The sequence below is a fragment of the Actinoplanes rectilineatus genome (assembly GCF_000962825.1).
Lineage (GTDB): Bacteria > Actinomycetota > Actinomycetes > Mycobacteriales > Micromonosporaceae > Actinoplanes > Actinoplanes rectilineatus.
The window spans coordinates 1-23,068 of sequence record NZ_JZKF01000104.1; the positions used below are offsets into that span (position 1 = coordinate 1).

At 71.2% G+C, this 23,068-nt stretch carries 26 protein-coding genes, 1 pseudogene and 1 riboswitch; of the genes and pseudogenes, 14 read left to right on the forward strand and 13 right to left on the reverse strand.

The window, feature by feature from the left end:
- Positions 1–498: 498 nt before the first annotated feature.
- The 3 genes and pseudogenes from WH85_RS40755 to WH85_RS40765 all read left to right on the forward strand — a co-directional run bounded on the left by WH85_RS40755 (position 499) and on the right by WH85_RS40765 (position 1,821).
- A complete protein-coding gene (locus WH85_RS40755) occupies positions 499–702 on the forward strand; it encodes a hypothetical protein (protein WP_045747551.1) in 204 nt (67 codons plus the stop codon).
- Positions 656–1,238: pseudogene (locus WH85_RS54025) on the forward strand (HAD domain-containing protein). Before WH85_RS40755 ends, WH85_RS54025 begins: the two are co-directional and overlap by 47 nt.
- 67 nt (positions 1,239–1,305) lie before the next feature.
- A complete protein-coding gene (locus WH85_RS40765) occupies positions 1,306–1,821 on the forward strand; it encodes a hypothetical protein (RefSeq protein ID WP_157411536.1) in 516 nt (171 codons plus the stop codon).
- Between the two features lie 24 nt (positions 1,822–1,845).
- On the opposite strand, the gene WH85_RS40770 is transcribed toward WH85_RS40765, so the two are convergent.
- Entirely contained in the window at positions 1,846–2,484 is a 639-nt protein-coding gene (locus WH85_RS40770; protein WP_045747552.1) for a maleylpyruvate isomerase family mycothiol-dependent enzyme, read from the reverse strand.
- Here WH85_RS40770 and WH85_RS54265 point away from each other — a divergent pair.
- The 3 genes from WH85_RS54265 (at position 2,483) to WH85_RS40780 (ending at position 3,813) form a co-directional block, all read left to right on the forward strand.
- Positions 2,483–2,722, forward strand: coding sequence for a hypothetical protein (locus tag WH85_RS54265; protein ID WP_083449648.1), 240 nt, complete (start codon positions 2,483–2,485; stop codon positions 2,720–2,722). The genes WH85_RS40770 and WH85_RS54265 overlap by 2 nt on opposite strands.
- Positions 2,649–3,329, forward strand: a complete 681-nt coding sequence (locus WH85_RS40775) for a winged helix-turn-helix transcriptional regulator (RefSeq protein WP_045747553.1) — start codon at positions 2,649–2,651, stop codon at positions 3,327–3,329. The genes WH85_RS54265 and WH85_RS40775 overlap by 74 nt, the downstream gene beginning before the upstream one ends.
- Before the next feature lie 64 nt (positions 3,330–3,393).
- Positions 3,394–3,813: a nitroreductase family deazaflavin-dependent oxidoreductase gene (locus WH85_RS40780; protein WP_045747529.1), complete on the forward strand. Its 420-nt coding sequence runs from the start codon at positions 3,394–3,396 to the stop codon at positions 3,811–3,813.
- 101 nt (positions 3,814–3,914) lie between these two features.
- On the opposite strand, the gene WH85_RS40785 is transcribed toward WH85_RS40780, so the two are convergent.
- On the reverse strand, positions 3,915–6,662 hold the full coding sequence (locus WH85_RS40785; protein WP_342669825.1) for a PAS domain S-box protein: 2,748 nt from the start codon (positions 6,660–6,662) through the stop codon (positions 3,915–3,917).
- Between the two features lie 132 nt (positions 6,663–6,794).
- On the opposite strand from WH85_RS40785, the gene WH85_RS40790 reads away from it, so the two are divergent.
- Positions 6,795–7,628, forward strand: a complete 834-nt coding sequence (locus tag WH85_RS40790) for a glycosyltransferase family 2 protein (protein ID WP_169792564.1) — start codon at positions 6,795–6,797, stop codon at positions 7,626–7,628.
- A gap of 114 nt (positions 7,629–7,742) precedes the next feature.
- Complete coding sequence (locus WH85_RS40795; protein ID WP_245674310.1) at positions 7,743–8,684, forward strand: S1 family peptidase; 942 nt, start codon at positions 7,743–7,745, stop codon at positions 8,682–8,684.
- Here WH85_RS40795 and WH85_RS40800 read toward each other — a convergent pair.
- Together WH85_RS40800 and WH85_RS40805 are read right to left on the reverse strand one after the other, a co-directional pair.
- Complete coding sequence (locus WH85_RS40800; RefSeq protein ID WP_052721167.1) at positions 8,572–9,678, reverse strand: hypothetical protein; 1,107 nt, start codon at positions 9,676–9,678, stop codon at positions 8,572–8,574. The two genes, WH85_RS40795 and WH85_RS40800, sit on opposite strands and share 113 nt — an antisense overlap.
- The gene (locus tag WH85_RS40805; RefSeq protein WP_045747532.1) at positions 9,678–10,373 is read right to left on the reverse strand and encodes an SGNH/GDSL hydrolase family protein; all 696 of its coding nucleotides are present in this window, start codon (positions 10,371–10,373) and stop codon (positions 9,678–9,680) included. Before WH85_RS40805 ends, WH85_RS40800 begins: the two co-directional genes overlap by 1 nt.
- A 74-nt stretch (positions 10,374–10,447) precedes the next feature.
- Between WH85_RS40805 and WH85_RS40810 the strand changes: the two genes are divergently transcribed.
- Positions 10,448–11,020 carry a TetR/AcrR family transcriptional regulator gene (locus WH85_RS40810; protein ID WP_045747533.1) on the forward strand — a complete coding sequence of 191 codons (573 nt, stop codon included), beginning with the start codon at positions 10,448–10,450 and terminating at the stop codon, positions 11,018–11,020.
- A 6-nt stretch (positions 11,021–11,026) separates the two neighbouring features.
- Here the strand turns inward: WH85_RS40810 and WH85_RS40815 are convergent, their stop codons facing one another.
- The 6 genes from WH85_RS40815 to WH85_RS40835 all read right to left on the reverse strand — a co-directional run bounded on the left by WH85_RS40815 (position 11,027) and on the right by WH85_RS40835 (position 14,455).
- Entirely contained in the window at positions 11,027–11,362 is a 336-nt protein-coding gene (locus WH85_RS40815) for a hypothetical protein (protein ID WP_045747534.1), read from the reverse strand.
- Positions 11,363–11,370: 8 nt separating this feature from the next.
- Entirely contained in the window at positions 11,371–12,012 is a 642-nt protein-coding gene (locus WH85_RS40820) for a nucleotidyl transferase AbiEii/AbiGii toxin family protein (protein ID WP_045747535.1), read from the reverse strand.
- A gap of 25 nt (positions 12,013–12,037) precedes the next feature.
- Complete coding sequence (locus WH85_RS40825) at positions 12,038–12,385, reverse strand: hypothetical protein (protein ID WP_045747536.1); 348 nt, start codon at positions 12,383–12,385, stop codon at positions 12,038–12,040.
- Positions 12,386–12,463: 78 nt separating this feature from the next.
- Positions 12,464–13,216, reverse strand: coding sequence for a nucleotidyltransferase domain-containing protein (locus tag WH85_RS40830; RefSeq protein WP_045747537.1), 753 nt, complete (start codon positions 13,214–13,216; stop codon positions 12,464–12,466).
- A gap of 238 nt (positions 13,217–13,454) precedes the next feature.
- Positions 13,455–13,712 (reverse strand): hypothetical protein, encoded by a 258-nt coding sequence (locus WH85_RS52565; protein ID WP_157411537.1) that lies wholly within the window; start codon positions 13,710–13,712, stop codon positions 13,455–13,457.
- Positions 13,713–13,789: 77 nt separating this feature from the next.
- Positions 13,790–14,455 carry a TetR/AcrR family transcriptional regulator gene (locus WH85_RS40835; protein ID WP_045747538.1) on the reverse strand — a complete coding sequence of 222 codons (666 nt, stop codon included), beginning with the start codon at positions 14,453–14,455 and terminating at the stop codon, positions 13,790–13,792.
- Between the two features lie 55 nt (positions 14,456–14,510).
- On the opposite strand from WH85_RS40835, the gene WH85_RS40840 reads away from it, so the two are divergent.
- On the forward strand, positions 14,511–15,398 hold the full coding sequence (locus WH85_RS40840) for a ketopantoate reductase family protein (RefSeq protein ID WP_045747539.1): 888 nt from the start codon (positions 14,511–14,513) through the stop codon (positions 15,396–15,398).
- A gap of 14 nt (positions 15,399–15,412) precedes the next feature.
- On the opposite strand, the gene WH85_RS40845 is transcribed toward WH85_RS40840, so the two are convergent.
- Positions 15,413–16,078: a nucleotidyltransferase domain-containing protein gene (locus WH85_RS40845; RefSeq protein ID WP_045747540.1), complete on the reverse strand. Its 666-nt coding sequence runs from the start codon at positions 16,076–16,078 to the stop codon at positions 15,413–15,415.
- A 17-nt stretch (positions 16,079–16,095) separates the two neighbouring features.
- The gene (mgrA, locus tag WH85_RS40850) at positions 16,096–17,091 is read right to left on the reverse strand and encodes an L-glyceraldehyde 3-phosphate reductase (protein ID WP_157411538.1); all 996 of its coding nucleotides are present in this window, start codon (positions 17,089–17,091) and stop codon (positions 16,096–16,098) included.
- 60 nt (positions 17,092–17,151) lie between these two features.
- A riboswitch (glycine riboswitch) is annotated at positions 17,152–17,236 on the forward strand.
- Between the two features lie 76 nt (positions 17,237–17,312).
- Between mgrA and gcvP the strand changes: the two genes are divergently transcribed.
- Positions 17,313–20,123 (forward strand): aminomethyl-transferring glycine dehydrogenase, encoded by a 2,811-nt coding sequence (gene gcvP / locus WH85_RS40855; protein ID WP_045747542.1) that lies wholly within the window; start codon positions 17,313–17,315, stop codon positions 20,121–20,123.
- 82 nt (positions 20,124–20,205) lie between these two features.
- Here gcvP and WH85_RS40860 read toward each other — a convergent pair whose 3' ends face one another.
- Complete coding sequence (locus tag WH85_RS40860; protein WP_045747556.1) at positions 20,206–20,406, reverse strand: DUF5999 family protein; 201 nt, start codon at positions 20,404–20,406, stop codon at positions 20,206–20,208.
- Positions 20,407–20,528: 122 nt separating this feature from the next.
- On the opposite strand from WH85_RS40860, the gene WH85_RS40865 reads away from it, so the two are divergent.
- The 3 genes from WH85_RS40865 (at position 20,529) to WH85_RS40875 (ending at position 22,925) form a co-directional block, all read left to right on the forward strand.
- The gene (locus tag WH85_RS40865) at positions 20,529–21,752 is read left to right on the forward strand and encodes a chorismate-binding protein (protein ID WP_045747543.1); all 1,224 of its coding nucleotides are present in this window, start codon (positions 20,529–20,531) and stop codon (positions 21,750–21,752) included.
- 135 nt (positions 21,753–21,887) lie between these two features.
- Positions 21,888–22,415 carry a SigE family RNA polymerase sigma factor gene (locus tag WH85_RS40870; RefSeq protein WP_045747544.1) on the forward strand — a complete coding sequence of 176 codons (528 nt, stop codon included), beginning with the start codon at positions 21,888–21,890 and terminating at the stop codon, positions 22,413–22,415.
- Positions 22,416–22,436: 21 nt separating this feature from the next.
- Complete coding sequence (locus WH85_RS40875; RefSeq protein ID WP_045747545.1) at positions 22,437–22,925, forward strand: peptide deformylase; 489 nt, start codon at positions 22,437–22,439, stop codon at positions 22,923–22,925.
- The last annotated feature ends 143 nt before the right edge of the window (positions 22,926–23,068 follow it).

Here is a 23,068-nt window from a genome sequence, read left to right on the forward strand (position 1 = left end):
TCGTCCGCGGCTCGTTCGGCGGGGAAAGACGACCGTGGGTGACGGCTGAGCCGTGTCGGGCCGTCGTCCGCGGCTCGTTCGGCGGGGAAAGACGACCGTAGGTGACGGCTGAGCCATGTCGGGCCGTCGTCCACGGCTCATTCAGCGAGGACAAACGACCGTGGGCGACGGCTGAGTTCGTTCAGCCGTCGTCCACGGCTCTGTCCGTCGAGCGACACGACTGCGGGTGACGGCTGGGGGCCGACCGGATGTCCTCCATGGCACTATTCCGACATGGCGAGACCACTGACGGTGGTGCGCGCGGCCGGTGCTCACATCCGCATGGCGGGCTACACCTGACAGCCGGTCCGTTCAGCGACTCGACGGCCGATCGTCGGCGTGGGAAGGGCCCGGCGCGGGGGACCGAGTCGAGGGTCGAGGCACTCTGCAGAAGTCAAGTGCGGCTGAGCTTGCGGAGGTCCGTGCATCGGTTGCAGGGGCGCCGTGGATCATGGCGGCGTGGCTGAGTCGACCTTGTTTGCGGACTACCACCAGATCCAGGTCTTCGACGAGGGCTCGCAGACCGACCTCAGTGGCGAGTGGAGCGATCAAGCGATGGTTGACCGCCTGGTCGTGGAGCCGGACGCTGTCGGGATCAGGACGGTGGTCAACGTCGATGTCGCGGTCGGCGTCGAGGCGCTGGCGGCCGATCGTGATCACTGACTCCGGTGACGAACCTCTGCTCTTTCTGGATGTGGACGGGCCGCTCATACCGTTCAAGGCTCGTACGGTTGCCCGGCCGGCGGGGAGGCACGCCGACCTGGTGGCCCGGTTCGGCAATCCGCTGCTGGACCGGCTCGACCCGGAGGACGGGCGGCGTCTTCAGTCGCTGGGGTGCCGGCTGGTGTGGGCGACGACCTGGATGGACGAGGCCAACGAGGTCGTCTCGCCGCTGCTGGGCCTGCCTGAGCTGCCGGTCGTCGGATGGCCCGGACGACGAGCCCCTGTCTGTCAGGGAGCGCCTGGACATCGACGAGCCACCGCTTGCCACACACTGGAAGACGCCGGTGGTGGCGCGATGGGCTGCGGGCCGGCCGTTCGTCTGGATCGACGACGAGATGACCGATGCGGATCGGCGCTGGGTTCGGGACCGGCATCCCGGCCGGGCGCTGCTGCACCGGGTCGATCCGGATGTCGGCTTGACGGACGAGGATTTCGCGACTGTCCGCCGGTGGCTCGATGCCGGCCGTCGCCGGTGAATCCGGGGAGCAGCCCGCCGGCGTCGGAAGCGCCCGGACGTTCCGGCGGGTGTCTAGGATCGTGGACGTGACGGAGCCGGTCCTGCACCCGAGTCGTGACATTCATTTTCCGGTGTTCGACGCGGTGGCGGATGATCTCGGTCGTGCGGCGTGGGGCGGCTGGCGGGAGAGCTCCGGTGTGGTGGACGGAGTGTCCCGGGTTCGTGGCGGCGCCCCACACGATGAGGACGGCCCGGCCGGATCGCTGCCGGGAGTGGCCGTGTGGTCGTTTGCGCCCGAACCGCTGTCCGGGCCGTATTCGGGGCCGAGTCGTACCGCGGTGCTGCCGTTCGGTGTGAGGTTCGCCGACCGGCACGGTATGTCGTTGCGGGCCGCGACCGAGTCTCTGCTCGATCTCGTGTCCTCCGGCGGTGCGGCGGTCACCGTGACCGTCGATGGTGAGCCGGTGCCCGGCCTGCGGTTCGAGATCGCGGAGCTGGGCCGGCTGGTCACCTCGGTCGAGCCGGCCCGTGCTTTTGCCGCCACGTACTTTCTGACGCCCGTCGTCCCGGTGTTCCGGCGGTTGATCGATCTGGACGTGTAGGCGGAGAGGCGTTCCCGGGCGCCGTCAGGCCAGGCGGTCGGCGATGACGGCACGGCCTGGACCGTCGAGTTGGTCGAGGTAGGCGCGGCGGCCGGCCATCGTCATCACCAGTGCCAGGGTCGTACCGGAGAGGGCTGGTCCTTCGCCCGACTGGAACGGACCGTCGGTGGCGGTCACCCGCAGTCCTGACACGAGTGTCTTGCTGGGTACGGTGAAGTTGCGCCGTGCGTAGAAGTCGGCGACTGCTGTGAGTGCCTCGATGTCCGGTTCCGTGGTGATGGCCAGTGGGAGACGGATGTCCTGGCTGTGGACCAGCACCTCGCCCAGGTAGGCGGCCGTGTCCGGGGTCGGGGCGACCGTCGCGTCGATGACGGCCTGGAACCGGGCGAGTGTCTCCGCCGGGGTCGAGCCCAGGTGGTCGCGCAGGCGGCGGTCGTTGTGGACGGCGGGGCGGAAGCCGGCGAGCAGGATGCTGCGGATCCATTGCCACCGGCCGGTCGTGGCGGCGGCGGTCAGGTGGGCGACGACGTGTTCCACATCCCAGCCGGGGCACAGGGTCGGCTGGTGCCAGCGTGCCGGGTCCAGGCCGGACAGGTCGGCGGCCAGGGAGCGGCGTGCGCTGTGGACGAGGTTCCACAGCCCCGCGTCGGTGGTGTTGGTCATGACGGGCACCTTTCGCCGATTGAGCACGGGCCGATTGAACACGGGCCGATTGAACACGGGCCGATTGAACACGGGCCGATTGAACACGGGCCGATTGAACACGGGCCGATTGAGCACTATGAGAGTAGTAGTGGACACTATTGCAAGAGTAGTAGGCTGTGTCGATGGTTTCCCGGCGGAGTTACGGCTCCTACAACGACGGCTGCGCCGCCGCTCACGCACTGGACCTCATCGGTGATCGGTGGACGATGATCGTGGTGCGGGAGCTGTTGCTCGGACCCAAACGCTTCGTCGACCTGCAGCGTGACGTCCTCGGCATCGGGCCGGGTGTCCTCACCCGGCGGCTCCAGGAGCTGACCGCCCACGGGGTCGCACAGCGGCGTCGCCTGCCCGGGCCGGGGCGGGTGGAGGTCTACGAGCTCACCGCCTGGGGCCATCGGCTCGAGGTGGTCAACTCGACCCTGTCGGCGTGGGCGGTGCAATCACCGTCCATGCCCCTCGAGGCCGACATGAGCCCGGACACGCTGGTCCTGGCGATGCGCACCCACGCCCGCCCGCCCGCTGACATCCCCGGCCCGCGGACGGTGTCGCTGGCGCTGACCGACTCCCGCCAGGAGAATCTCGAACCCGTGCACTACCGGGCGGTGATGACCGCCGATGCCACCGTGATCGAGCGGATCGCCGAACCCGGCCGTGCCGATGCGGCCGTCGCCGCGTCCACCCGGGACTGGAAGGCCTGCATCATCGGTGGCATCCCCCTGCCGCGGCTGCCCGGCATCGTGGTCACCGGCGACCGCAGCGCCGCGGAACTCCTGATAGCCGCTACCGCGCTGCGCAGCGACTGACAGTCAGGACGCCATAGGTGGGGAAGAGGAGTGGTATTACAGCGGAGATGGGTAGGTTCGAGGCATGACTTCTGCGATCGATCTGCACGGGCCCGCGCACGTACAACGCTATCTGGAGACCGGTGGGGAAGACGGGTACCACTGGCGGAACGGGACGGAGATCCTCATCCTGTTCACCACCGGGCGGCAGTCGGGGGAGGAACGGTCGCATGCGCTGATCTTCCGGGAGTTCAACGGTGCCTACCTGGTGGTCGCGTCGAAGGGCGGCGCCCCGCAGCCGCCCGCCTGGTTCGTCAACCTTCGGGACAACCCGGAGGTCGAGGTGCAGATCAAGGCCGAGCGGTTCCCGGCCACGGCCCGGGTCGCCACCGCCGCGGAGAAGCCGGCCATGTGGGCGGCGATGACCGAGGTGTGGCCGGACTACGACGAGTACCAGACGAAGACCGACCGGGAGATCCCGGTCGTCGTCCTCGAGCGCCGCTGACGCCACCGGACCGGGGCGCGGCGCGCGTTCACCGGCGCGCCGCGCCCCGCCGGACTCCCGGAGAGCCGGGCGAGCGCTTCTTACTCGTACGCCACGGTGGTCTATCCCTGCTCGAGGCTCAGCACGAAGAGTGACCCACCTCGGGGGTTGGGCTCGTGGCGGACCTCGCCCTGGTTGGCGCGGGCCAGGCCGCGGACGATGTAGAGACCCAGGCCGGTGCCCTGGACGCGGCGGGCGTCGCGGTCCGCCCGCGCCATGCGGTGGAAGAGGCGGTGCCGGAATTCTTCCGGTACGCCACGCCCGTTGTCCTCGACGGTGATGTGCACGCGGCCGCCGTCGGCGTTGATGTGCACCGCGGTGGCGCCGCCCCCGTACTTCTTCGCGTTCGACAGCAGGTTCACCAGGATCTGCTGCAGGTGGCCGGGGTTGGCCAGCACCGTCACGTCGTCGTCGCGGCTGTCGACGGGCAGGGACTCGCTGTCGACGGCGGCCAGCGCCTGGGAGATCTCGTCGCGGGCGCGCAGCCGGCGCCGGTCCGCGGTGATCGAGCCGGTCTCGATGGTGACCATGGCCAGCACCTCGCGGACGATGTCGTCGAGGCGGCCGGTCTGGCGGATGATCGCCGCGACGGCCTTCTCCCGGTACGCCTCGTCCAGGTCCTCCCAGTCGTCGGCGAGGATCTCGGCGTGGCCGCGGATAGCGGTGAGCGGGTTGCCGATCTCGTGGCCCAGCATGCCGATGATGTCGAGTTTCAGGGTGTTCGCGGCTTCGAGTTCGGTGTTGCGGCCGGCCAGGGCCCGTTCCGCGGCGCGCAGCGGGCTGACGTCCGTGTTGATCTCCAGGATCTGGGGCTCGGCGCCCGGCGGATGGTGCAGCACCTGGCGGCTGAGCACGGTCAGGGTGTGGCCGTCGGCGGTGACGTGGTCGAGTTCACCCTCCCACCGGCCCTCCCGCATGAGGTGTTCGCGCAGGTCACCGATGGTCGAGTCGGCGGGGAAGACGGTGTGCAGCAGGTCGTGGATGCTCCGCCCGTGGGCGCTGGAGATCGGCCAGCCGTAGAGGTCGGTGGCGCCCTGGTTCCACCAGCGGATCGTGCCGTCCATGTCGCGGACGATCACCGCGGCCGGGATGAGTTCCAGCAGCCGGGCCTGGCGGCGCAGTTCCGCGTCGGCGGCGCGGCGGGCGGTGACGTCCTCGACCTGGTTGACCACGAACCGGGCGCGGCCCTTCTCCCGGACCACGGCGACGCGGATCGACACCCAGATCACGTGGCCGCGTTTGTGCACGTAGCGGCGTTCGATCCGGACCGTGTCCAGGTCACCGGCGGCCAGGCGTTCGATCATCGCCCGGGTACGCGGTACGTCGTCGCTGTGCTGCAGGTCCGCGAACGACATCCGGCACAGCTCGTCCGCGCTGTACCCGGTGATCGCGGACATCGCCGGGTTGGCCTGCAGGTAGTGGCCGAGGCTGCCGGGCGCCAGACTGGCCAGGGTCAGGCCCAGCGGCGAGTTCTCGAAGGTGAGCCGGAACCGGTTCTCGCTGATCTCCAGCGCGGCCAGGGCACGGGTCCGCTCGGCGAGCAGCGCGGCCGCCTGCGCGGTGTCGTCGGCGTGCCGCAGAGCCGCGCTCAGACTGTCGGCGAGCAGCGAGAACTGGTGCTCGTCGCCCTCCTCGAAGGCGTTCGGCTGTTGCGCCGACACCAGCAGTACCCCGTTGCCGCCCTGCTCGCCGTGCAACGGAGAGACGATCACCGACCGGACGCCGAGCATCACGCTGGCATCGCGGTGCACCCGGCTGTCGACGGCGCTGTCCCGGCAGTGCTTGATGGTGTCCTCGGTGAGCGCCAGCCCGGCGAGCGACCCGGCGATCGGGAACTTGGTGCCCGTCAGTGCGCCGAGTTCACCGGCGGCCGCGGCCAGGACCAGTTGGCTGCCGTCGACGATCAGGACCGCGGCGCCGTCCGCGGAGCCGAACAGGCCGACCATCCGGCGGGCCACCACGCGCATCGCGGCGGCCCGGTCCGCGGCTACCGCGTTGATCTCCCGGTGGACCCGGATCGTGGTACGCAACCGGTCCGTCTCCCGGGCGGACGCCAGCTCCGCGTTGACCGCGTCGGTCACGTCCCGCCCGGTCGCCGCGATCAGCTCCTGGTCCGGCACGACCGAACCGGCCCACTGGATCCACCGGTAGTCGCCGTCCTTGCACCGGTACCGGAACCGCGCGCTGGTGACCGGGGCCCCGTCACCGGCCGGGGTGTCGTCCGGGTGCCGCAGCGTGGACAGCTGCACCCCGGCCAGGTCGTCGGCGGTCCAGCCGAGGATCCGTTCGCAGGTCGAGTTCGCGTGGACCACCGTGCCGTCGAGGGTGGTGAGGATCAGCATGTCGGGGCTGGCGTCGAGAAGCGCCTCGAACAACTGCTGCGAGCGCCGGGCGGCGGTCACGTCGGTGAGTTCGGTGATCGCGTACGGGCGCCCGACGCCGTCGTGGGCGATCACCGTGCCGCCGGACACCCAGGTGCGGGTGCCGTCCGGGCGCACCATCAGACGTTCGGCGGCCGGTGGTGGCGGTTCGCCGCGGGCCATCGTCTCGAATCCGAGCGTGGCGGCGGTGCGGTCTTCCTCGGGGAGCAGCAGCGGGTACGCGTACCCGATCAGTGCCGTGCGGTCCCGTCCGGTCAGCGCGCAGAACGCCTCGTTGACCTCCACCAGGCAGCCGATCTCACCCGGGGCGAGGCTGATGACGACCTTCGCCACGGGGCTCCTCGCGAACGCCTCCGCCAGCAGTGCCGGCGGGCCGCCGTTCACGGGAGCGAGGAAACCGACACTCACAGGTATTGCTTCGGCCGACACCGGCCGGACGTGAGACGTGGCGCGAAGTTCATGTGCGCGTAGCAAGGTGACCCTTGACGCTCCCGGGTGGCCGGGAAATCATCGACGTCATTCGGCGGGTCCGCCTGAATGCCCCTCTCCGGCGAGGTCGACATGATGTCCCAGACAATGACCGTCGTCATACCCGCTTACAACGAGGAAACGGCGATCGGGCCGTGCCTGGACGCGATTCTCGCCCAGTCCCGGATTCCCGACGAGATCATCGTGGTGGACAACAACTCGACCGACGCGACCCTGTCCGTGCTGGCCGGGTACGGCGCCGCGGTCACCGTGCTGCACGAGGCCCGGCAGGGCGTCCAGCACGCCCGCAACCGGGGCTTCGACGCCGCCACCGGCGACATCATCATCCGGATCGACGCCGACAGCCGCCTGCCCGGCACCTACCTGCAGCAGGTCGAGGCGACCTTCGCCGACCCGGCGATCGCCGCCGCCACCGGCCCGGTCCGCTACTACGACGTCATCATGCCCGGCCTGGTCGCCCGGATGGACGCGCTGATCCGCGGCATCTGGGCGCTGCGCCGCTCCCGGCGGCTGGACTGGGTGTTCGGTGCGAACATGGCGATCCGCCGGCCGGCCTGGCACGCGGTCGCCGGGCTGCTCTGCTCCGGCGAGCAGACCCACGAGGACGTCGATCTCGGCATTCATCTGCATCACGGCGGATTCTCCGTCTGTTACGACCCGCGTATGGTGGCGGCCACCTCGGCCCGCCGGATCCGCGCCGACTACGCCAGTTTCCGCCATTATCTGAAGATGACCGAACGCGGATACGCCGACCACTCGTCGGCCGTCTCTCTGCGACGCGCGCGCATCACCAACCGGTGCATTCTGGCGGCCTATCCCATTCTGCGTACGCTGCACGAGAGTCACCGCCGCCGCCAGGGGAGCCCGCTCGCCGCCGCCCGCAAGAACCCGATGGCGGGCGTCTGAGGCAACCTCCGGAGCGCGGCAACCGTCTGGTCGGGTGTGAACTTCTCTCGATGCGGCGGACGGACGGGGTTGCGCGGCGGTGGCAGGATCTCCCGGGTGCGATGGATGTGCTCGATGGTGGTGATGTCGGTTCTGGCGACGTTGGTCGGTGGGCCGGCGTTCGGCATCGCCAACGGCACCGACGTCAAGGACGGCGAGTTCCCGTTCGCCACCAAACTCACCATGATCGGCATTCCGGACGGCGACGGCGGCCGGCGCGACTCGTCCTGCTCCGGCGGGCTGATCGCGCCCCGCTGGATCCTCACCGCCGGACACTGCTTCAAGAACGCCAAGGGCGTGCACGTCTCCAAGCTGGTGGCGAAGAAGACCACCGCGACGGTCGGCCGCGCCGACCTGACCGGTGACGCCGGCCAGGAGGCCGAGGTCGTCGAGGTGCGCCAGTCCCAGGTCGCCGACGTCGCCCTGGCGAAACTCGACCGGGAGATCACCGGGATCGCGCCGATGCGCCTCAACCGCAAGAAGCCCAAGGTCGGGCTGAGCGTGCGGCTGACCGGGTTCGGTCTGCTGCACGGCGACGACGCCGAGGTCACCGAACAGCTGCAGGTCGGCAGGTTCGAGGTCACCTCGGTCAGCAAATACGAGCTGGGCATGGCCGGCACCGCCCCGAAGAGGAGCACCAGCGCCTGCCCGCACGACTCGGGCGGGCCGTACTTCGTGCCGGACAACACCAGCGCGGTGGTCTACGCGGTGGTGAGCAACGGGCCGACGTGCCCGCACACCGGCCCGGACGCCAGCGGGCGCATCGACACGATCGTGCCGTGGATCCTCGGCGTGATCGGCAAGGACGGCCCGACACCGGCACCGCCGTCACCCTCGCCGTCGAAGACGACACCTCCGGCGGTGGCGGCGACGTCTCCGCCCGCCGAGGAGGCGCCGTTCGGGGTCAGCATGCCGGTGGTGGCGGGGGTGGCCGGGTCGATGCTGGTGGTGCCGTTCCTGCTGATCGGGATGTCGCGGCGCAAGCACCGCAGGTTCCGGCGCGGGCGGCCGGGCTGAGGATCGCGGCGGCCAGGTCCTCCGGGGTGCGGTCGTCGGTGGTGAGCGCCTCGTCGGCGGGTTGATTCCCGGGGGCCGGGGTCCAGCTGTTGCCGGTCAACGGTGGGCCCTCGCCGTGGGCGCGGGCGGCCAGCACCTCCGGAGCAGCTTCCAGGCGGACGATCCGGAAGGACGCCTGGGGGAGGGCGGTGCGGTAGGCCGCCAGGTCGCCGGACGGTCCTGCCACGATCAGGCGGCGGGCGCCGGCGTTGTGGAAGTTGTGCCAGAGGGTGGCCAGGTTGGCGGCTCTCAGGCGGTGGTGGGGGAGGGCTCTCGGGGTGCGGAATCCCAGTTGGTCGAGGTCGGCGAAGGCGGTGTGGACGCCCCGCTGGTTCGAGAGCCGATACGTGGACCAGCCGACTGTCGACTTACCCACTGAGGGTGGGCCGCAGAGCCAGATGATCTCGCCCGACATAGCCTTAACTGACATTTCGTAAATGTCGGAAATGATTGGAATGCTGGGGACCGTGATCGCCGCGACCACCTCGGCGACCGACCGGCCGGTGGTGTCGATCCGCTGCCCCGGCAGGTCCAGGCGATCCAGGGCGACGGTGTAACGCTCGATCTCCTCGAGACTGTCCGCGGGACGACGGCGCTTCGTCAGGCGGCGATGCAACTCGTCCCGGTCGCAGTCGAGCCGGACGAGGCTGAGCCCCGGGATCTCCGGCGCACCGCGATCGGGGTCGAGGATGCCGGAGACCACCAGGCACCGCGCACCCGATGCCGCGTAGTGCGGGACGACAGCGCGCAGGTTGCGGTCCTTCAGCCGGTAGCGGCCGTGGTCGCCGGCCGGCTCGGGCGCCCACGGGTCCCCGCCCGGCGGGCCGTAACACATGCCGAGCTGGTCGATGTCCACGAAACCGGCCGGGACGCCCAGCCCGGTGAACAGCCGCCAGGCGACCGTCGACTTCCCGGCCCCCGGCGACCCGTGCAGCCAGAGCACCGGCATCGTCATCAGTCGATTATCGCCAGGGCGGCCACCTCCTGCGCCCACCACCGGTATCCGAGGCTGGACGGGTGGAAACGGTCGGCGCCGAAGAATCCGGGCGGCGGTGCGCCGGTGGAGGCGCCCGCGAAGGTGGTCCGCTCCGGGTCGCGGGCGCACACCTGCCGGCTGACGGCGTCCAGGGCGGCGGCCCGGTCGCCGAGGTAGTGCGCGAGCCGGGCCGGAACCACCGGGATCCGGTCGATCGGCGGAAGACCGGCGACCACCACCCTGGCCGTACGCGTGACCAGGTCGTCGAGGATCCCGGTCAGGTCGTCGTGCCACTGGTCCGGCCCGCGTCCGGCCATCACGTCGTTGACCCCGGCGAGCAGGACGACCATGTCGAGCCGGTCGCCGAGCTGGGGGACGAGCCGGTGGCGGATGCGCCGGGCGGTGGCGCCGTACTGTCCCACCACCCGCCAGTCGACCGGCTGCCCGGTGCGGGTGGCCAGCTCCCGGGCGAATCCGGCGGCGAACGCCTCCTCGTCACCGGCGGCGCCGCAGCCCGCCGCGGTGGAGTCGCCCACCACTGCCAGGCGCAGCGGGGTGCCCGCGGGCCCGGGTGCGGTGCCGCTGGTGCCGCCGCCGGGATCGGTCGCGGGCTGGAGGGTGGACCGCAGCCACAGTGCCTGGGCGGCGATGACGGGCATCCAGAGCGGATTCATGCCGGTCTCCTTCGGATACGCTGCCGTATAAGGCGACGGTAGCGGCCATGTACGGTGGCGTATACGAAAGTGTGGTGGGTCACATCAGGTTCGAGACGCGGACACCACGAGACCGGTGGATCGAAGCCGGCCTGGCGGCACTCGCCACCGGCGGCCCCGACGCGGTGCGCGTCGAAGCCCTCGCCAAACGACTGGGCGTCACGAAAGGCGGCTTCTACGGCTTCTTCGCCGACCGCGCCGCCCTGCTGACCGCCATGCTCGACACCTGGGAACGGGAGAGCACCGACGACGTCTGGGAGCGTGTCAACCGCGAGGGCCACGACCCGAAGAGCCTGATCACCCGGGCCGGCCTGCTCACCTTCTCCACCGACCGGCTCCTGCCGATCGACCTCGCCGTCCGGGACTGGGCGCGCCGCGACCCGGCGGTCGCCGAACGTCTTCGCCGCGTCGACGACCGGCGGATGGACCTGCTGCGCCAGATGATCGGCACCTTCTGCGACGACCCCGACGAGGTGGAGGCCCGCAGCGTCCTGGCCTTCTGCCTGCTCATCGGCGAACACTTCCTGGCCGCCGGGCACGGCGACCGCACCCGGGACCAGGTCCTGCGGCGGGCCGGCGACATCATCCTCGACCGGGAACCGCGGTGACGGACCTCAGCTGGAGAAACGCTTGGCCAGGTCCCGGTGCAGCCCGGCGGCCTTCACCGCGTCGCCCTCACTGAACCCGATGCCCGGCATCTCCGCCATCCCGGACAACTGGTCGGCCAGCCGCAGATGCTGTGCGCGGGCGTGGTCCCGGCAGGCCAGGCAGGTCACCGCCTCCGGGCGGGCCGCGGTCATCGCATACGGCACGCGCTGCCCGCAGCCGGCCGTGACCTCCGCGGGCAGGTCCCCGACCAGGCCGAACGTGGAAGCGAGCGTGCTCCGGACGGCCGCGCCCGCGCCGGCGCCGTGGGCCTCCACGTGGATGTGCGGGTCACCCTGAACCATCGGACCAGTCAACCACGCGGCCAGTCGGCCAGGCGCCCGCGTAGCGTGGCGATCGCCGCCGTGTCGAGGCCGTAGAGCGCGAACCGCGCGTCGTCGAGCCGGTCCAGGTAGCGCCCGGCGTCGGCGATGTCCTCCGGGTCGAGCGCCGGGTCGGCCGCATGCGCCAGGGCGAGGACCTGATCGAGCCCGTACCGTTCCAGCGCGGCCGCGACGTCGATGTAGTCGCGGACCTCCCGCCGGTTGACCAGCGCCGCCACCTTCGTCGCGACCAGGTCGTCGAGGTGCATGACCGGCCCGACGTCCATCACCACCGGCGCCCGGTGCCGGTCGAGACGGCACAGCGTGAGGCGCAGAGCCCGGGACGTGTCGGCGACCACGAACTCCTGGATGTCGGCGTCCATCCCGGCGAACAGCTCGTCGGCCTCCTCACGGACCACCCGGTAACCGGCCGCGCTGAGTGCACTGGTCACCTCACCGGCGGCCGCCACCACACCACCGGCGGTGTCGGTGAACAGGTCGATGTCCTCGGTCGGCCGGGAGACCAGACCGTTGACCAGCCAGGCGACGCCGCCCCCGAGAACGAACCCGTGCTTGTCGGCCACGGCCAGGGCGATCCGGGCCACGTCCCGGTAGAACTCCTCGAAGGTCACGGCCTCAAACGTAGGTCGTCGGAGGTCACGGCCTCAACGCAGGGGAGAGGCGCAGCCGGGGATGCCGGGCCTCCCACGCGGCGCGGACCCCTCGAGGGAGGTTGAGCTCGGGCCAGAGCCGGACCAGCGTCGCCCCGTCGAGGTAGGCCCGCAGCTCGTCGGCGCGGATCGCCTCGCGGAGGACGTTCTCATACATCCACAGGAGCATCGTCGGCACGCTCAGGTCGAAGGCCCGTTGCGGCTGCCACCACAGGCGCAGCGGCAACTCGACCAGACCATCGGTCGGCCCGCGCAACTCACCCAGGGTGCCCGCCACGACGACCGGCCGGTGCGGCCGGGCCAGGTGTCTGACGGGTGCTGCGGTTGCGGACATGCGATCAGCCTAAACCGACATCCCGTTCCGCAGGCAAGCTCCTAGAATCCTAGGATGGCCCAGGGGTGGTGCGGCCGGTCACGGGGAGAGCCGGGTACGGACCACGAGCGAGTGCAACGCGTCCACCGCACGGGCGTCCGGCTGCCGGGGGAGTGCCGAGGTGTCCCGGGCCTCCTCCAGCTCCGCCCGCAACGCGGTGACGTCGGCGGCCAGCCGCTGCGCCACCCCGGCCGGGAACGGGCCGTGTTCCACCTCCCGCTTGGCGGCGATCAGCTCCGGCACGTACCGCAGGCGATCCGGTCCGAGCACGCCGAGATCCGCCACCACGGTCCCGGTCCGCATCAGGTGGATGCCGGTCAGCAGGACCCGCAGCAGGTAGAGCGCGGGCTTGAGCTCCCCGGTCCTCGCGAACAGCTTCTCCTGGGTGGCGGCGAACCCGAGGTAGTGGTGCGCGTGGTTACTGGTGATCAGCCCCGGGGCCAGCGCGCACAACTCCTCGTGCACCGGGCCGGTCGCCACCACCAGTGGGGACAGCAGCTGCTCCAGCACGTACCCGTTGCGGCTGTTCAACAGGCGGGCGAACTTGAGCAGGTCGTGGCTGACGACGTCGAGTTCCACCCCGTCCCGGACCCCGGCCCGCTGCAGCGTCTCCGGCCCGGTCCGCAGCCCGACGACCTCCGCCGCCGGCAGCAGGTGCGCCGCCCGCAGATCCAGATCCGAGTCCACCGACGCGAACCCGTAGAGGTGCGCGCCACTGACGGTGGCGAACACCACCGGATGATCGAGTTCGCCGACGATCCGGCCGGCCCATGCGGGGACCTCGAGAGTCACGATCAACCACCCTTCGGCGTACGCGGTGAAGGGCGCCAGTCTTCCCGGTGGCCCTACCCGTCGCGCATCCGGGCCGGGTGCGCGACGGCGCGAGTCCGTGCCCTGCCGGCCGCGCGTCGCCGGTGGGCCGCCAGGGGGTGTCCGGCCGCATGCCGTGGTTCTGCGGCCGCGGACGGCGCCGGCGACCCCGAGCCGTGACCGGGGGTCGCCGGCGCCGCGGCCGGGTGGTGTTGCGGGCCTACGAGCCGAGTGCGGTGACGACGTCGGTGCCGGGCAGGCCGGTGGCCTCGGCGACGCCCTGATGGGTGAGCAGGCCACGGTGGGTGTTGAGGCCCCGGGCCAGGGCAGGGTCGTCGGTGAGGGCGCCGGGCGGCCCCGCCACGTAACGCGTGGGCCGCCGGCAGCCCGCGTGGTGATTTGGGGCGCCCAGCGCGCCCGTAGTCACCACGCCGCGGCGGGTGTGGTGATTTGGGGCGCTCAGCGCGCCCTTAGTCACCACGCGGACGGGAATCGCACCCTGACCCCGCGAATACGTGTCTAGCCGGGTGCGAGTCGGTGGAGACGGGCCGGGCGTCAGGAGCCGGTCGGTGGCGCGCTCATCGCCGCGGTCAGGAAGGTGATCGCCCAGCGCCGTGCGGACGCGTTCTCCTCCGGCGACGGGGCGGTGGGGGAGCCGGCCCCGGGCGGGGTGCCGGGCCGGCACGACGCGGTGGGGGTGTGGGAGGCGTCGACGCGGTCGACGGCGGTGACGGCCAGGGTGCCCCGGAGGCGGAACCCCAGCTCCTCGGCGGGCAGGCCGGGCAGGGCCCGCTGGAACGCCGTCAGGTAGCGGGCCCGGAGGGTGTCCTCGGCGGGTGTCGTCCAGGCGCGCATCTCCGGGGCCGGGTCGGTGATGACGGCGACGATCAGGCGGGACCGGTGGGCGCGGGTCGCGTCGGCCGGCATGCCGTCGAACAGGGGGCCGGCGAAGGCCTCGACCAGGTCGGCGACCGTCGGGTCCGGTGAGGTGGCGAGCAGGCGGTCCAGGCCGGCGGTCTGGGCCGCGGTGATCGGGGCGACGGCGCGGCGGGCCACGGCGGCGAGCAGGTCGGCCTTGGAGCCGAAGTGGTAGCCGACGGCGGCCAGGTTGGCCCCGGCCAGGTCGGTGATCGCGCGGATCGAGGTGCCGCGGAAACCGTGCTCGGCGAAGAGGCGTTCGGCGGCGTCGAGGAGTTGGGTGCGGGTGTCGGAGCGGGCCACGTGTGCATACTATACGAACGTTTGATTCATACGTTCGTTTGAAACGGGGTACGGGATGAGAGTGCTCGTGTACGGCGCCGGGGTGCTCGGCAGCCTGTTCGCCGCGCGACTGCACGAGGCGGGGCAGGACGTGACACTGCTGGCCCGGGGCGCGCGGCTGGCCGCCCTGCGGGAACACGGTGTCCGCATCGCCGAGGGCGACCGGCCGGAGGTCCGGAGCCTGCCGATCCCGCTGACCGACGAGACAGAGCTGCGGGCCGGCGGGGACTACGACCTGACGATCGTGTTCGTCCGGGCCCACCAGGTCGACGCGGTGCTGGCGACGCTCGCCGCGACCACCGGGGACGTGCTGTTCGCGCTGAACTGGGCGGGCGGGCCGGAGGCGCTGGGCGCGGTGATCGGCGACGAGCGGGTGCTGCTCGGGTTCGGGATCACCGGCGGGACGATGGACGGGGACGTGGTCCGCGCCCGCCCGGCCGGTGCCCTGACCCGCCGGGTGCCGATGCCGGTCGGGGAGCCGGACGGCCGGTCCACCCCGCGGCTGGAACGGGTCGTCCACACCCTGCGGGCGGCCGGGATCAAGGCGAAGCCGGAACCGCGGATGGCTGCCTGGCTGACCACGCACGCCGCGTTCGAGGTGCCGCTGGGGCAGGCGGTGCACGCCGCCGGTGGCCCGCGGGCGCTGGCCGCCGACCCGGTCGCGGTGCGGGCGATGATCCGCGGCATCCGGCAGAGCCTGGCCGCGTTGCCCGGCCCGCCGCAGCCGCGGGCGTTCGGTGCGCTGCGGATCCTGCCGGAGTGGCTGCTGGTGCCGGCGTTGCGGGCCTTCCTGCGCAGTTCGGTGGCCGTGCACAGCGGCCTCAGCGACACCTCACCGTCGGCTGCGGCGGAATACGAACAACTGGCCGGCCAGTTGCGGGCCCACACCAGCACCGGAAAGTAGCGGGGGACAAGGCCCTAGAACTGCAGGCCCCGATCGCGGATGCCCACGAGCAGGTCGTTCACGCGTACCCGATCAGGGGTTGAAGGGAGTCTGGTCGTCGCCGCTGCCACGGTCAGCTCGCCGATCAGGCGGTCGGCCCACGACGTCACCTCGGGCCACGGCACCTCGCCCCGTTTGATCGCCAGGAGCCGGTCCCGGTGGGGGGTCATGTCGAGCAGGACCTCGCCGGTGCGCAGCACGTGGGCGCCGGCCATCAGCAGCCGGAGCATGTGCATGGCCTGTTTGTGGTTGGTCTCGCCGGTGCGCGCCCGCCGGGCGTTGACACGTTTGAGCTGGTCCTGGGCGTAGTTGCCGTAGGTGTCGGCGACCCGGGCGGACAGGAACGCTCCGCGGCGGGCCAGCAGCGCCTCGCCGTCCGGGGTGACCGTCTCGACGATCGGCGACCACAGCACCTCGAGGACGGTCGGGTTGGCCTGCAGCGCCAGGGTGCAGAACCGTTCGACCTCCCAGGAGAACTGTTCCTCGAGGGGGCCGTCGATGTGGGTGGGCGGCTTGTCGAGGCTCCAGAAGGAGCGGGTCGGCGCGGCGTAGACGCCCCGCCGGTCGTGGTCGGAGTCCGGGCCGTGTAAACCGTAGGCGCGGGAGCCGACCACGACCGACAGGATCGTGTGCTCGATCATGAGCAGCTAACTTACGGCTACAGGTCGAGGACCGTCGCGTCGATTTCGTCGATCTCGGCCTTGTCGAGCTTCGGCCCGGAGAGCGCGGCGATGTTGTTCTCCAACTGGCCGACGCTGCTCGCGCCGATGATCAGGCTGGTCATCCGCGGGTCGCGCAGCGCCCAGGACAGGGCCAGCTGGGCGAGGGACTGCCCGCGCCGCTGGGCGATGTCGTTGAGCGCGTGCAGCCGGCCCATGGTCTTGGCGTCCAGGGCCTCCTCGTTGAGGAAGTGGCTGGTGCGGATCCGCGAGTCGTCCGGGATGCCCGTGAGGTAACGGTCGGTGAGCAGGCCCTGCTGCAGCGGGCTGAACGCGATGGCGCCGGCGCCGGCCTCCTCGAGGGTGTCGAGCAGGTTGTCGTGTTCGATCCAGCGGTTCAGGATCGAGTACGACGGCTGGTGGATCAGCAGCGGGGTGCCGAGGTCGCGCAGCAGCCGGGCGATCTCGGCGGCCTGGGCCGACTTGTAGTTGGAGATGCCGACGTACAGCGCCTTGCCGGAGCGGACGATGTGGTCGAGGGCGGCGGCGGTCTCCTCGAGCGGGGTCTCCGGGTCCGGCCGGTGGTGGTAGAAGATGTCGACGTAGTCGAGGCCGAGCCGCCCGAGGGACTGGTCGAGCGAGCTGACCAGGTATTTGCGGCTGCCGAAATCGCCGTACGGGCCGTCCCACATGACGTAGCCGGCCTTGGTGGAGACGATGATCTCGTCGCGGTACGCCTTGAGGTCGGTGGCGAGGAGCCGGCCGAAGTTGCTCTCCGCGCTGCCGGGCGGCGGGCCGTAGTTGTTGGCCAGGTCGAAGTGGGTCACGCCGAGGTCGAAGGCGCGGCGCACGATCTCGCGCTGCCGGTCGAGCGGGCGGGTGTCGCCGAAGTTGTGCCACAGCCCGAGGGAGATGGCGGGGAGCTTGAGCCCGCTGCGGCCGGCACGGCGGTATTCCATGCTGTCGTAACGGGTGGAGTCAGGGTTGTACGTCACACCCCCCACCCTAGGGTTGTGATCCACCCGCATGCGCGCTGGTAGGTTGGTGGGGCCGGTTACTCCCGCGCGGGAGAGACCATATCGGCGCCGAAGGGGCAAATCCTCCCCGGAACCTCTCAGGCAAAAGGACCGCGCGGGCAGGCGACTCTGAAGTACCCGGCGTGGGTATGACAGAGGGGGAGGTTGTTCCTCGACCTTCTCGACGCCTGGAGTCGCGCATGACGTCCCCCTTCGTACCCCGTCACATCGGTTCCGGTGCGGACGAGCAGTCCCACATGCTCAAGGCCGTCGGTTACGCCTCCCTGGACGACCTGATGGACGCCGCGATCCCGGAGTCGATCCGCTTCCACGGCACCCTGGACCTGCCGGCCGGCGCCTCCGAGCAGGAGACGATCGCCGAGCTGCGGGCCATCGCGGCCCGCAACGTGTTGGCAACCCCGATGATCGGGCTGGGCTACTACAACACGGTCACCCCGGCGGTGATCAAGCGGAACGTGCTGGAGAACCCGGCGTGGTACACGGCGTACACGCCGTACCAGCCGGAGATCAGCCAGGGGCGCCTGGAGGCGCTGCTGAACTTCCAGACCATGGTGACCGACCTCACCGGTCTGACCACGGCGAACGCGTCGATGCTCGACGAGGCGACGGCCGTCGCGGAGGCGATGACGCTCGCGCGCCGCGTCTCCAGGACCAAGACGATGGTGTACGCGGTGGACGCCGACACGTTCCCGCAGACGCTGTCGGTGCTGCGCACCCGGGCGGAACCGCTCGGCATCGAGGTGCGGGTCGTCGACCTGGACACCGAGGAGCTGCCGGAGGAGTTCTTCGGCCTGCACCTGCAGTACCCGGGGGCGTCCGGGGCGATCCGCGACCACGCCGCGCTGGTCGAGGCGGCCCACGCGAAGGGCGCCCTGGTGGCGGTCGCCGCCGACCTGCTCGCCCTGACGCTGCTGCGCGCGCCGGGCGAGATCGGTGCGGACATCGCGGCCGGCACCACCCAGCGGTTCGGGGTGCCGCTCGGCTTCGGTGGCCCGCACGCCGGTTACCTGGCGGTGCGTGCCGGACTGGAGCGGTCGCTGCCGGGCCGGCTGGTCGGGGTCTCCAAGGACGCGGACGGGGCTCCGGCGTACCGGCTCGCCCTGCAGACCCGGGAACAGCACATCCGCCGGGAGAAGGCGACGAGCAACATCTGCACGGCGCAGGTGCTGCTCGCGGTGATGGCGAGCATGTACGCGGTCTACCACGGCCCGGCCGGCGTCCGCGCGATCGCGTCGCGTACCCACGAGAAGGCCCGGGCGCTCGCGGCCGGTCTCGCCGCGGCGGGCGTGGAGATCACGCAGGCCGCGTTCTTCGACACGGTGACCGCGCGGGTGCCGGGCAGGGCCGCCGCGGTGGTGGCCGCGGCCGCCGCCGAGGAGGTCGACCTGCTGCTCGTCGACGCCGACCGGGTGTCGGTGTCGTGTGACGAGACCACCACCGACGCGCAGATCGCGATCGTGCTCGCCGCGTTCGGGGCGTCCCCGGCGAAGGCCGGCGCGGCGGTCATCCCGGCCGCGCTGGAGCGCACCACCGCGTTCCTGACCCACCCGGTGTTCAACACGCACCACTCCGAGACGAGCATGCTGCGCTACCTGCGCAAACTGTCGGACCGGGACTACGCCCTGGACCGCGGCATGATCCCGCTGGGCTCGTGCACGATGAAGCTGAACGCCACCACCGAGATGGAGGCGGTCACCTGGCCGGAGTTCGCCGACATCCACCCCTTCGCCCCGGCGGACCAGACGCAGGGGTACGAAGCGCTCGTCGCCCAGCTGGAGGCGTGGCTGGCCGAGATCACCGGGTACGACGCGGTGAGCGTGCAGCCGAACGCCGGTTCGCAGGGTGAACTGGCCGGTCTCCTCGCCATCCGTGGCTACCACCGGTCGCGGGGCGAGACGCACCGCGACGTCTGCCTGATCCCGTCCAGCGCGCACGGCACGAACGCGGCCAGCGCCGTGATGGCCGGCATGCGGGTGGTCGTGGTGGCGTGTGACGCCGACGGCAACGTCGACCTGGCCGACCTGGACGCGAAGATCGACAAGCACCGGGACGCGCTCTCCGCGATCATGGTGACCTACCCGTCGACGCACGGCGTGTACGAGACGTCGATCGCCGACCTGTGCGCCAAGGTGCACGAGGCCGGCGGTCAGGTGTACGTCGACGGCGCCAACCTCAACGCGCTCGTCGGCTACGCCCGGCCCGGCAGGTTCGGCGCCGACGTGTCCCACCTGAACCTGCACAAGACGTTCTGCATCCCGCACGGCGGCGGCGGTCCCGGGGTGGGCCCGGTGGCGGTCCGCGCGCACCTGGCCGACTTCCTGCCGGGCGACCCGCGGGAGGCCGGCGACCACCACGCGGTGTCGGCCGCCGCGCACGGGTCGGCGGGCATCCTGCCGATCTCGTGGGCGTACGTGCGGATGATGGGCCCGGACGGTCTGGCGCAGGCGACCGCGGCGGCGGTGCTGGCGGCCAACTACGTGGCGGCGCGGCTGCGCGAGCACTTCCCGGTGCTGTACGCGGGCAACAACGGCCTCGTCGCGCACGAGTGCATCCTCGACCTGCGGCCGATCACGAAGGCGACCGGCGTGACGGTCGACGACGTGGCGAAGCGGCTGATCGACTACGGCTTCCACGCGCCGACGATGTCGTTCCCGGTGTCCGGGACGCTGATGGTGGAGCCGACCGAGAGCGAGGACCTGACCGAGCTGGACCGGTTCGTCGCCGCGATGATCGCGATCAAGGGCGAGATCGACAAGGTGGCCGAGGGCGTCTGGCCGGCGGGCGACAACCCGCTGGTCAACGCCCCGCACACGGCGTCGGCGGTGTCGGCCGACGAGTGGGAGCACGCGTACCCGCGGTCGGTGGCCGGGTTCCCGGCGGGCGTGGACCGGACGGCGAAGTACTGGCCGCCGGTGCGGCGCATCGACGGGGCGTTCGGCGACCGGAACCTGGTCTGCTCGTGCCCGTCGCCGGAGGCGTTCGAGGACTAGTCCTCTGCTTCCTCTCCGCGCGGTGTGCGCAGGTCGCGGTCGTCATCGATCGCGGCCTGCGCCGTCTGTGGCGGCAGCGGTGTCAGGCTGCCAGGGCGTGTACGGCGGGGCCCCGGTGCGGCGCGATGGTGGTGCCGTCCGGGAGGAGCTCGCCGGTGTCGGAGAAGACGATGACGCCGTTGCAGAGAAGGCTCCAGCCCTGCTCCTGGAAGGTGGCCAGGATGCGGGCGGCCTCACGGTCGGTGGCGTCGGCGCTGGGGCAGGGAATCATGTGCTGGCACATCAGGATGTTCTCCGGATCGGGGGCTGTGTGAAGGTTCACAAAGTCGGTGACGGACGTTACCTCACATCGAACGAGAGCGGTTCGAGCGAGTGACGTCCCCGACGCGTGTGTCCACGCCTTCGATGGTCCACGGCAGGCCACCCTTCGACCACCCAGAGGAACCCCTGCCGGGGTCACCGCCGGGTGCGCCGGGTGGCTGCCAGGCCCGTCACCATGCGTTACGTGTGTTCCGGTGGCATCGGGGTGATCCCGGTGACCCTGCCGAGCTTGTGTCCGGGTTTCTGGCCGACAACGGACTGCCGGTGCGAAACCTTGGCCGAACGGCTGACAAGAATCGGACGATCGGCGATAGCACTATTTGCGGAGCGGCACTCTACGTGTCGGCTGATGCCGGATGCGTAATGGCCGGTGCAGCCCTCGGAGCGCCCACGCCGGTCCCCTCGATTCCCGATGTTTATGCGGTCATCTACGGTCATAGCAGCTTTTCAACTCGTTTGTCCGAAACTGGGCGGTCGTGGCGCCTCGGAGACTGGCAGCCCTCCTGGACCCCCGCCGACCACGCCGCCGCGGTCGACACGGTCCGCGCCGCGATCGGCCGCGGCGACGTCTACGTCGTCAACCTGGTCGGGCACGCGTCAGCCACCTACCACGGCGACCCGCTGCCGGCGCTGCACCGGGTCGCCGCCCTGCCCGGCGCCCGCTACGGCGGCGTCCTCACCGGCGACGGCTGGGCACTGGGCACCGCCTCCCCGGAGACCCTCGTCGAGGTCCGCGACGGCCGGGTCGTCACCCGCCCGATCAAAGGCACCCGGCCGGCCACCGCCGCCGGACGCGCCGCCCTGCTCGGCTCGGCCAAGGAACGCGCCGAACACATCATGATCGTCGACCTGGAACGCAACGACCTGGCCCGGCTGCCCGGCACCGGCCCGGTCCGCGTCGACGAACTCTTCGCCGTCCGCGAATGGTCCGGCCTGTGGCAGGCCGAATCGGTGGTGTCCGCCCCGCTCGACGGCGACGTCGGCCTGGCCGACCTGCTGCGCGCGGCCTGCCCCGGCGGCAGCGTCACCGGAGCCCCGAAACTCGCCGCCCTCGCCGAGATCGCCGCCCTGGAACCGGTCGGCCGCGGCGTCAGCATGGGCGCGGTCGGCTGGATCGGCCACGACCACCTCGACCTGGGCCTGACCATCCGCACGGTGGCCGCCGACGGCCACCGCCTGCACGCCTGGGCCGGCGGTGGCATCACCATCGACAGCGACCCCGGCGAGGAGGTCGCCGAGGCCGCCGCGAAGGCCGCACCACTGCGCACCGCACTCGCCGCACGGGAGCCGGGCACAGCCGTCTCATAGCGCTCTCCGAGCCGTCTCTACCTATTGCGTGCCACTGTCGGCGTCCGCCCCCACGAACGGCGGCCGAGCGCGTACTTTGACGTCCGCGCGGCACCGGGACGCAACACAAGGTGTAGAGAAGGCGACGACGCGAACATGCTTGAACTGCTGGAAAGGCCGGTCACACCGGCAGGAGACGAACGTGAGGAGTTCGCACGTTTCGCCGGGGCCAGTGTCGCCCGGCTGCACAGCAGCGCCTACCAGCTGTGCCGCGACTGGCACCTGGCCCAGGACCTCACCCAGACCACCCTCACCAAACTGTTCCAGAGCTGGGGACGTGCCGCCGACAGCGACAACCTTCCGGCGTACGCGCAGAAGGTCCTCCTGCGGGTCTACCTGGACCACCGGCGCCGCCGCAGCTCCACCGAGGCCGTGCCGGGTGCCCTGCGCGAACCGGCCTACTCGGTCAGCCCCGAACTACGGCTGACGATGATGGAGGCGGTCGGCCGGCTGCCCGCCCGCGACCGGGCCATCGTGCTGCTGCGCTACTTCGCCGACCACAGCGTGGAACAGGTCGCCGAGGAACTGGACGTGCCCGTCAACGTGGTCAAGAGTCAGACCCGCCGCTCGCTGCTCAAATTGCGTCAGATGCTGGTCACCGACCGCCCCGCCCTGTTCGCGTAACGACCCATTAGCCTTTGAGACATGACAGTTCGTCCCATCCGGATCTACGGCGACCCGGTCCTGCGCACCCCCGCCGACCCGGTCACCACCTTCGACGCCGAGCTGCGCTCGCTGATCAGCGACCTGGAGGACACCGTCCGCGAACCGGGCCGCGCCGGGGTGGCCGGCCCGCAGATCGGGGTGGGCCTGCGGATCTTCTCCTACAACGTGGGCGGCGTCGTCGGCCACATGGTCAACCCGGTCCTCAGCGACTTCGACGGCACGCAGACCGACGAGGAGGGCTGCCTGTCGCTGCCCGGCCTCGGCTACCAGACGACCCGGGCACAATCGGTCACGGCGACCGGTTTCGACCAGCACGGCGAGCCGCTGGTGATCCGCGGCGAGGGGTTCCTGGCCCGCGCCCTGCAACACGAGACCGACCACCTGGACGGCCGCCTCTACGTCGACACCCTGACCGGCGACGTCCGCCGGCAGGCGCTGCGCGAGATGCGCCGCGTCATTCCCCGCTGACTCCGGTCGCCTGCCGCCGCCACGCCTGCCATCACGTCTGCCGAGCGCCGTCTCCGGTTGCCTCGTGCGTCGGCGCCGTCGGGTCACTCGCGGACTCCCGGGGCCGTCGTCGAGATCGGAACAGGTTCGGTGGCGTTTCGGCC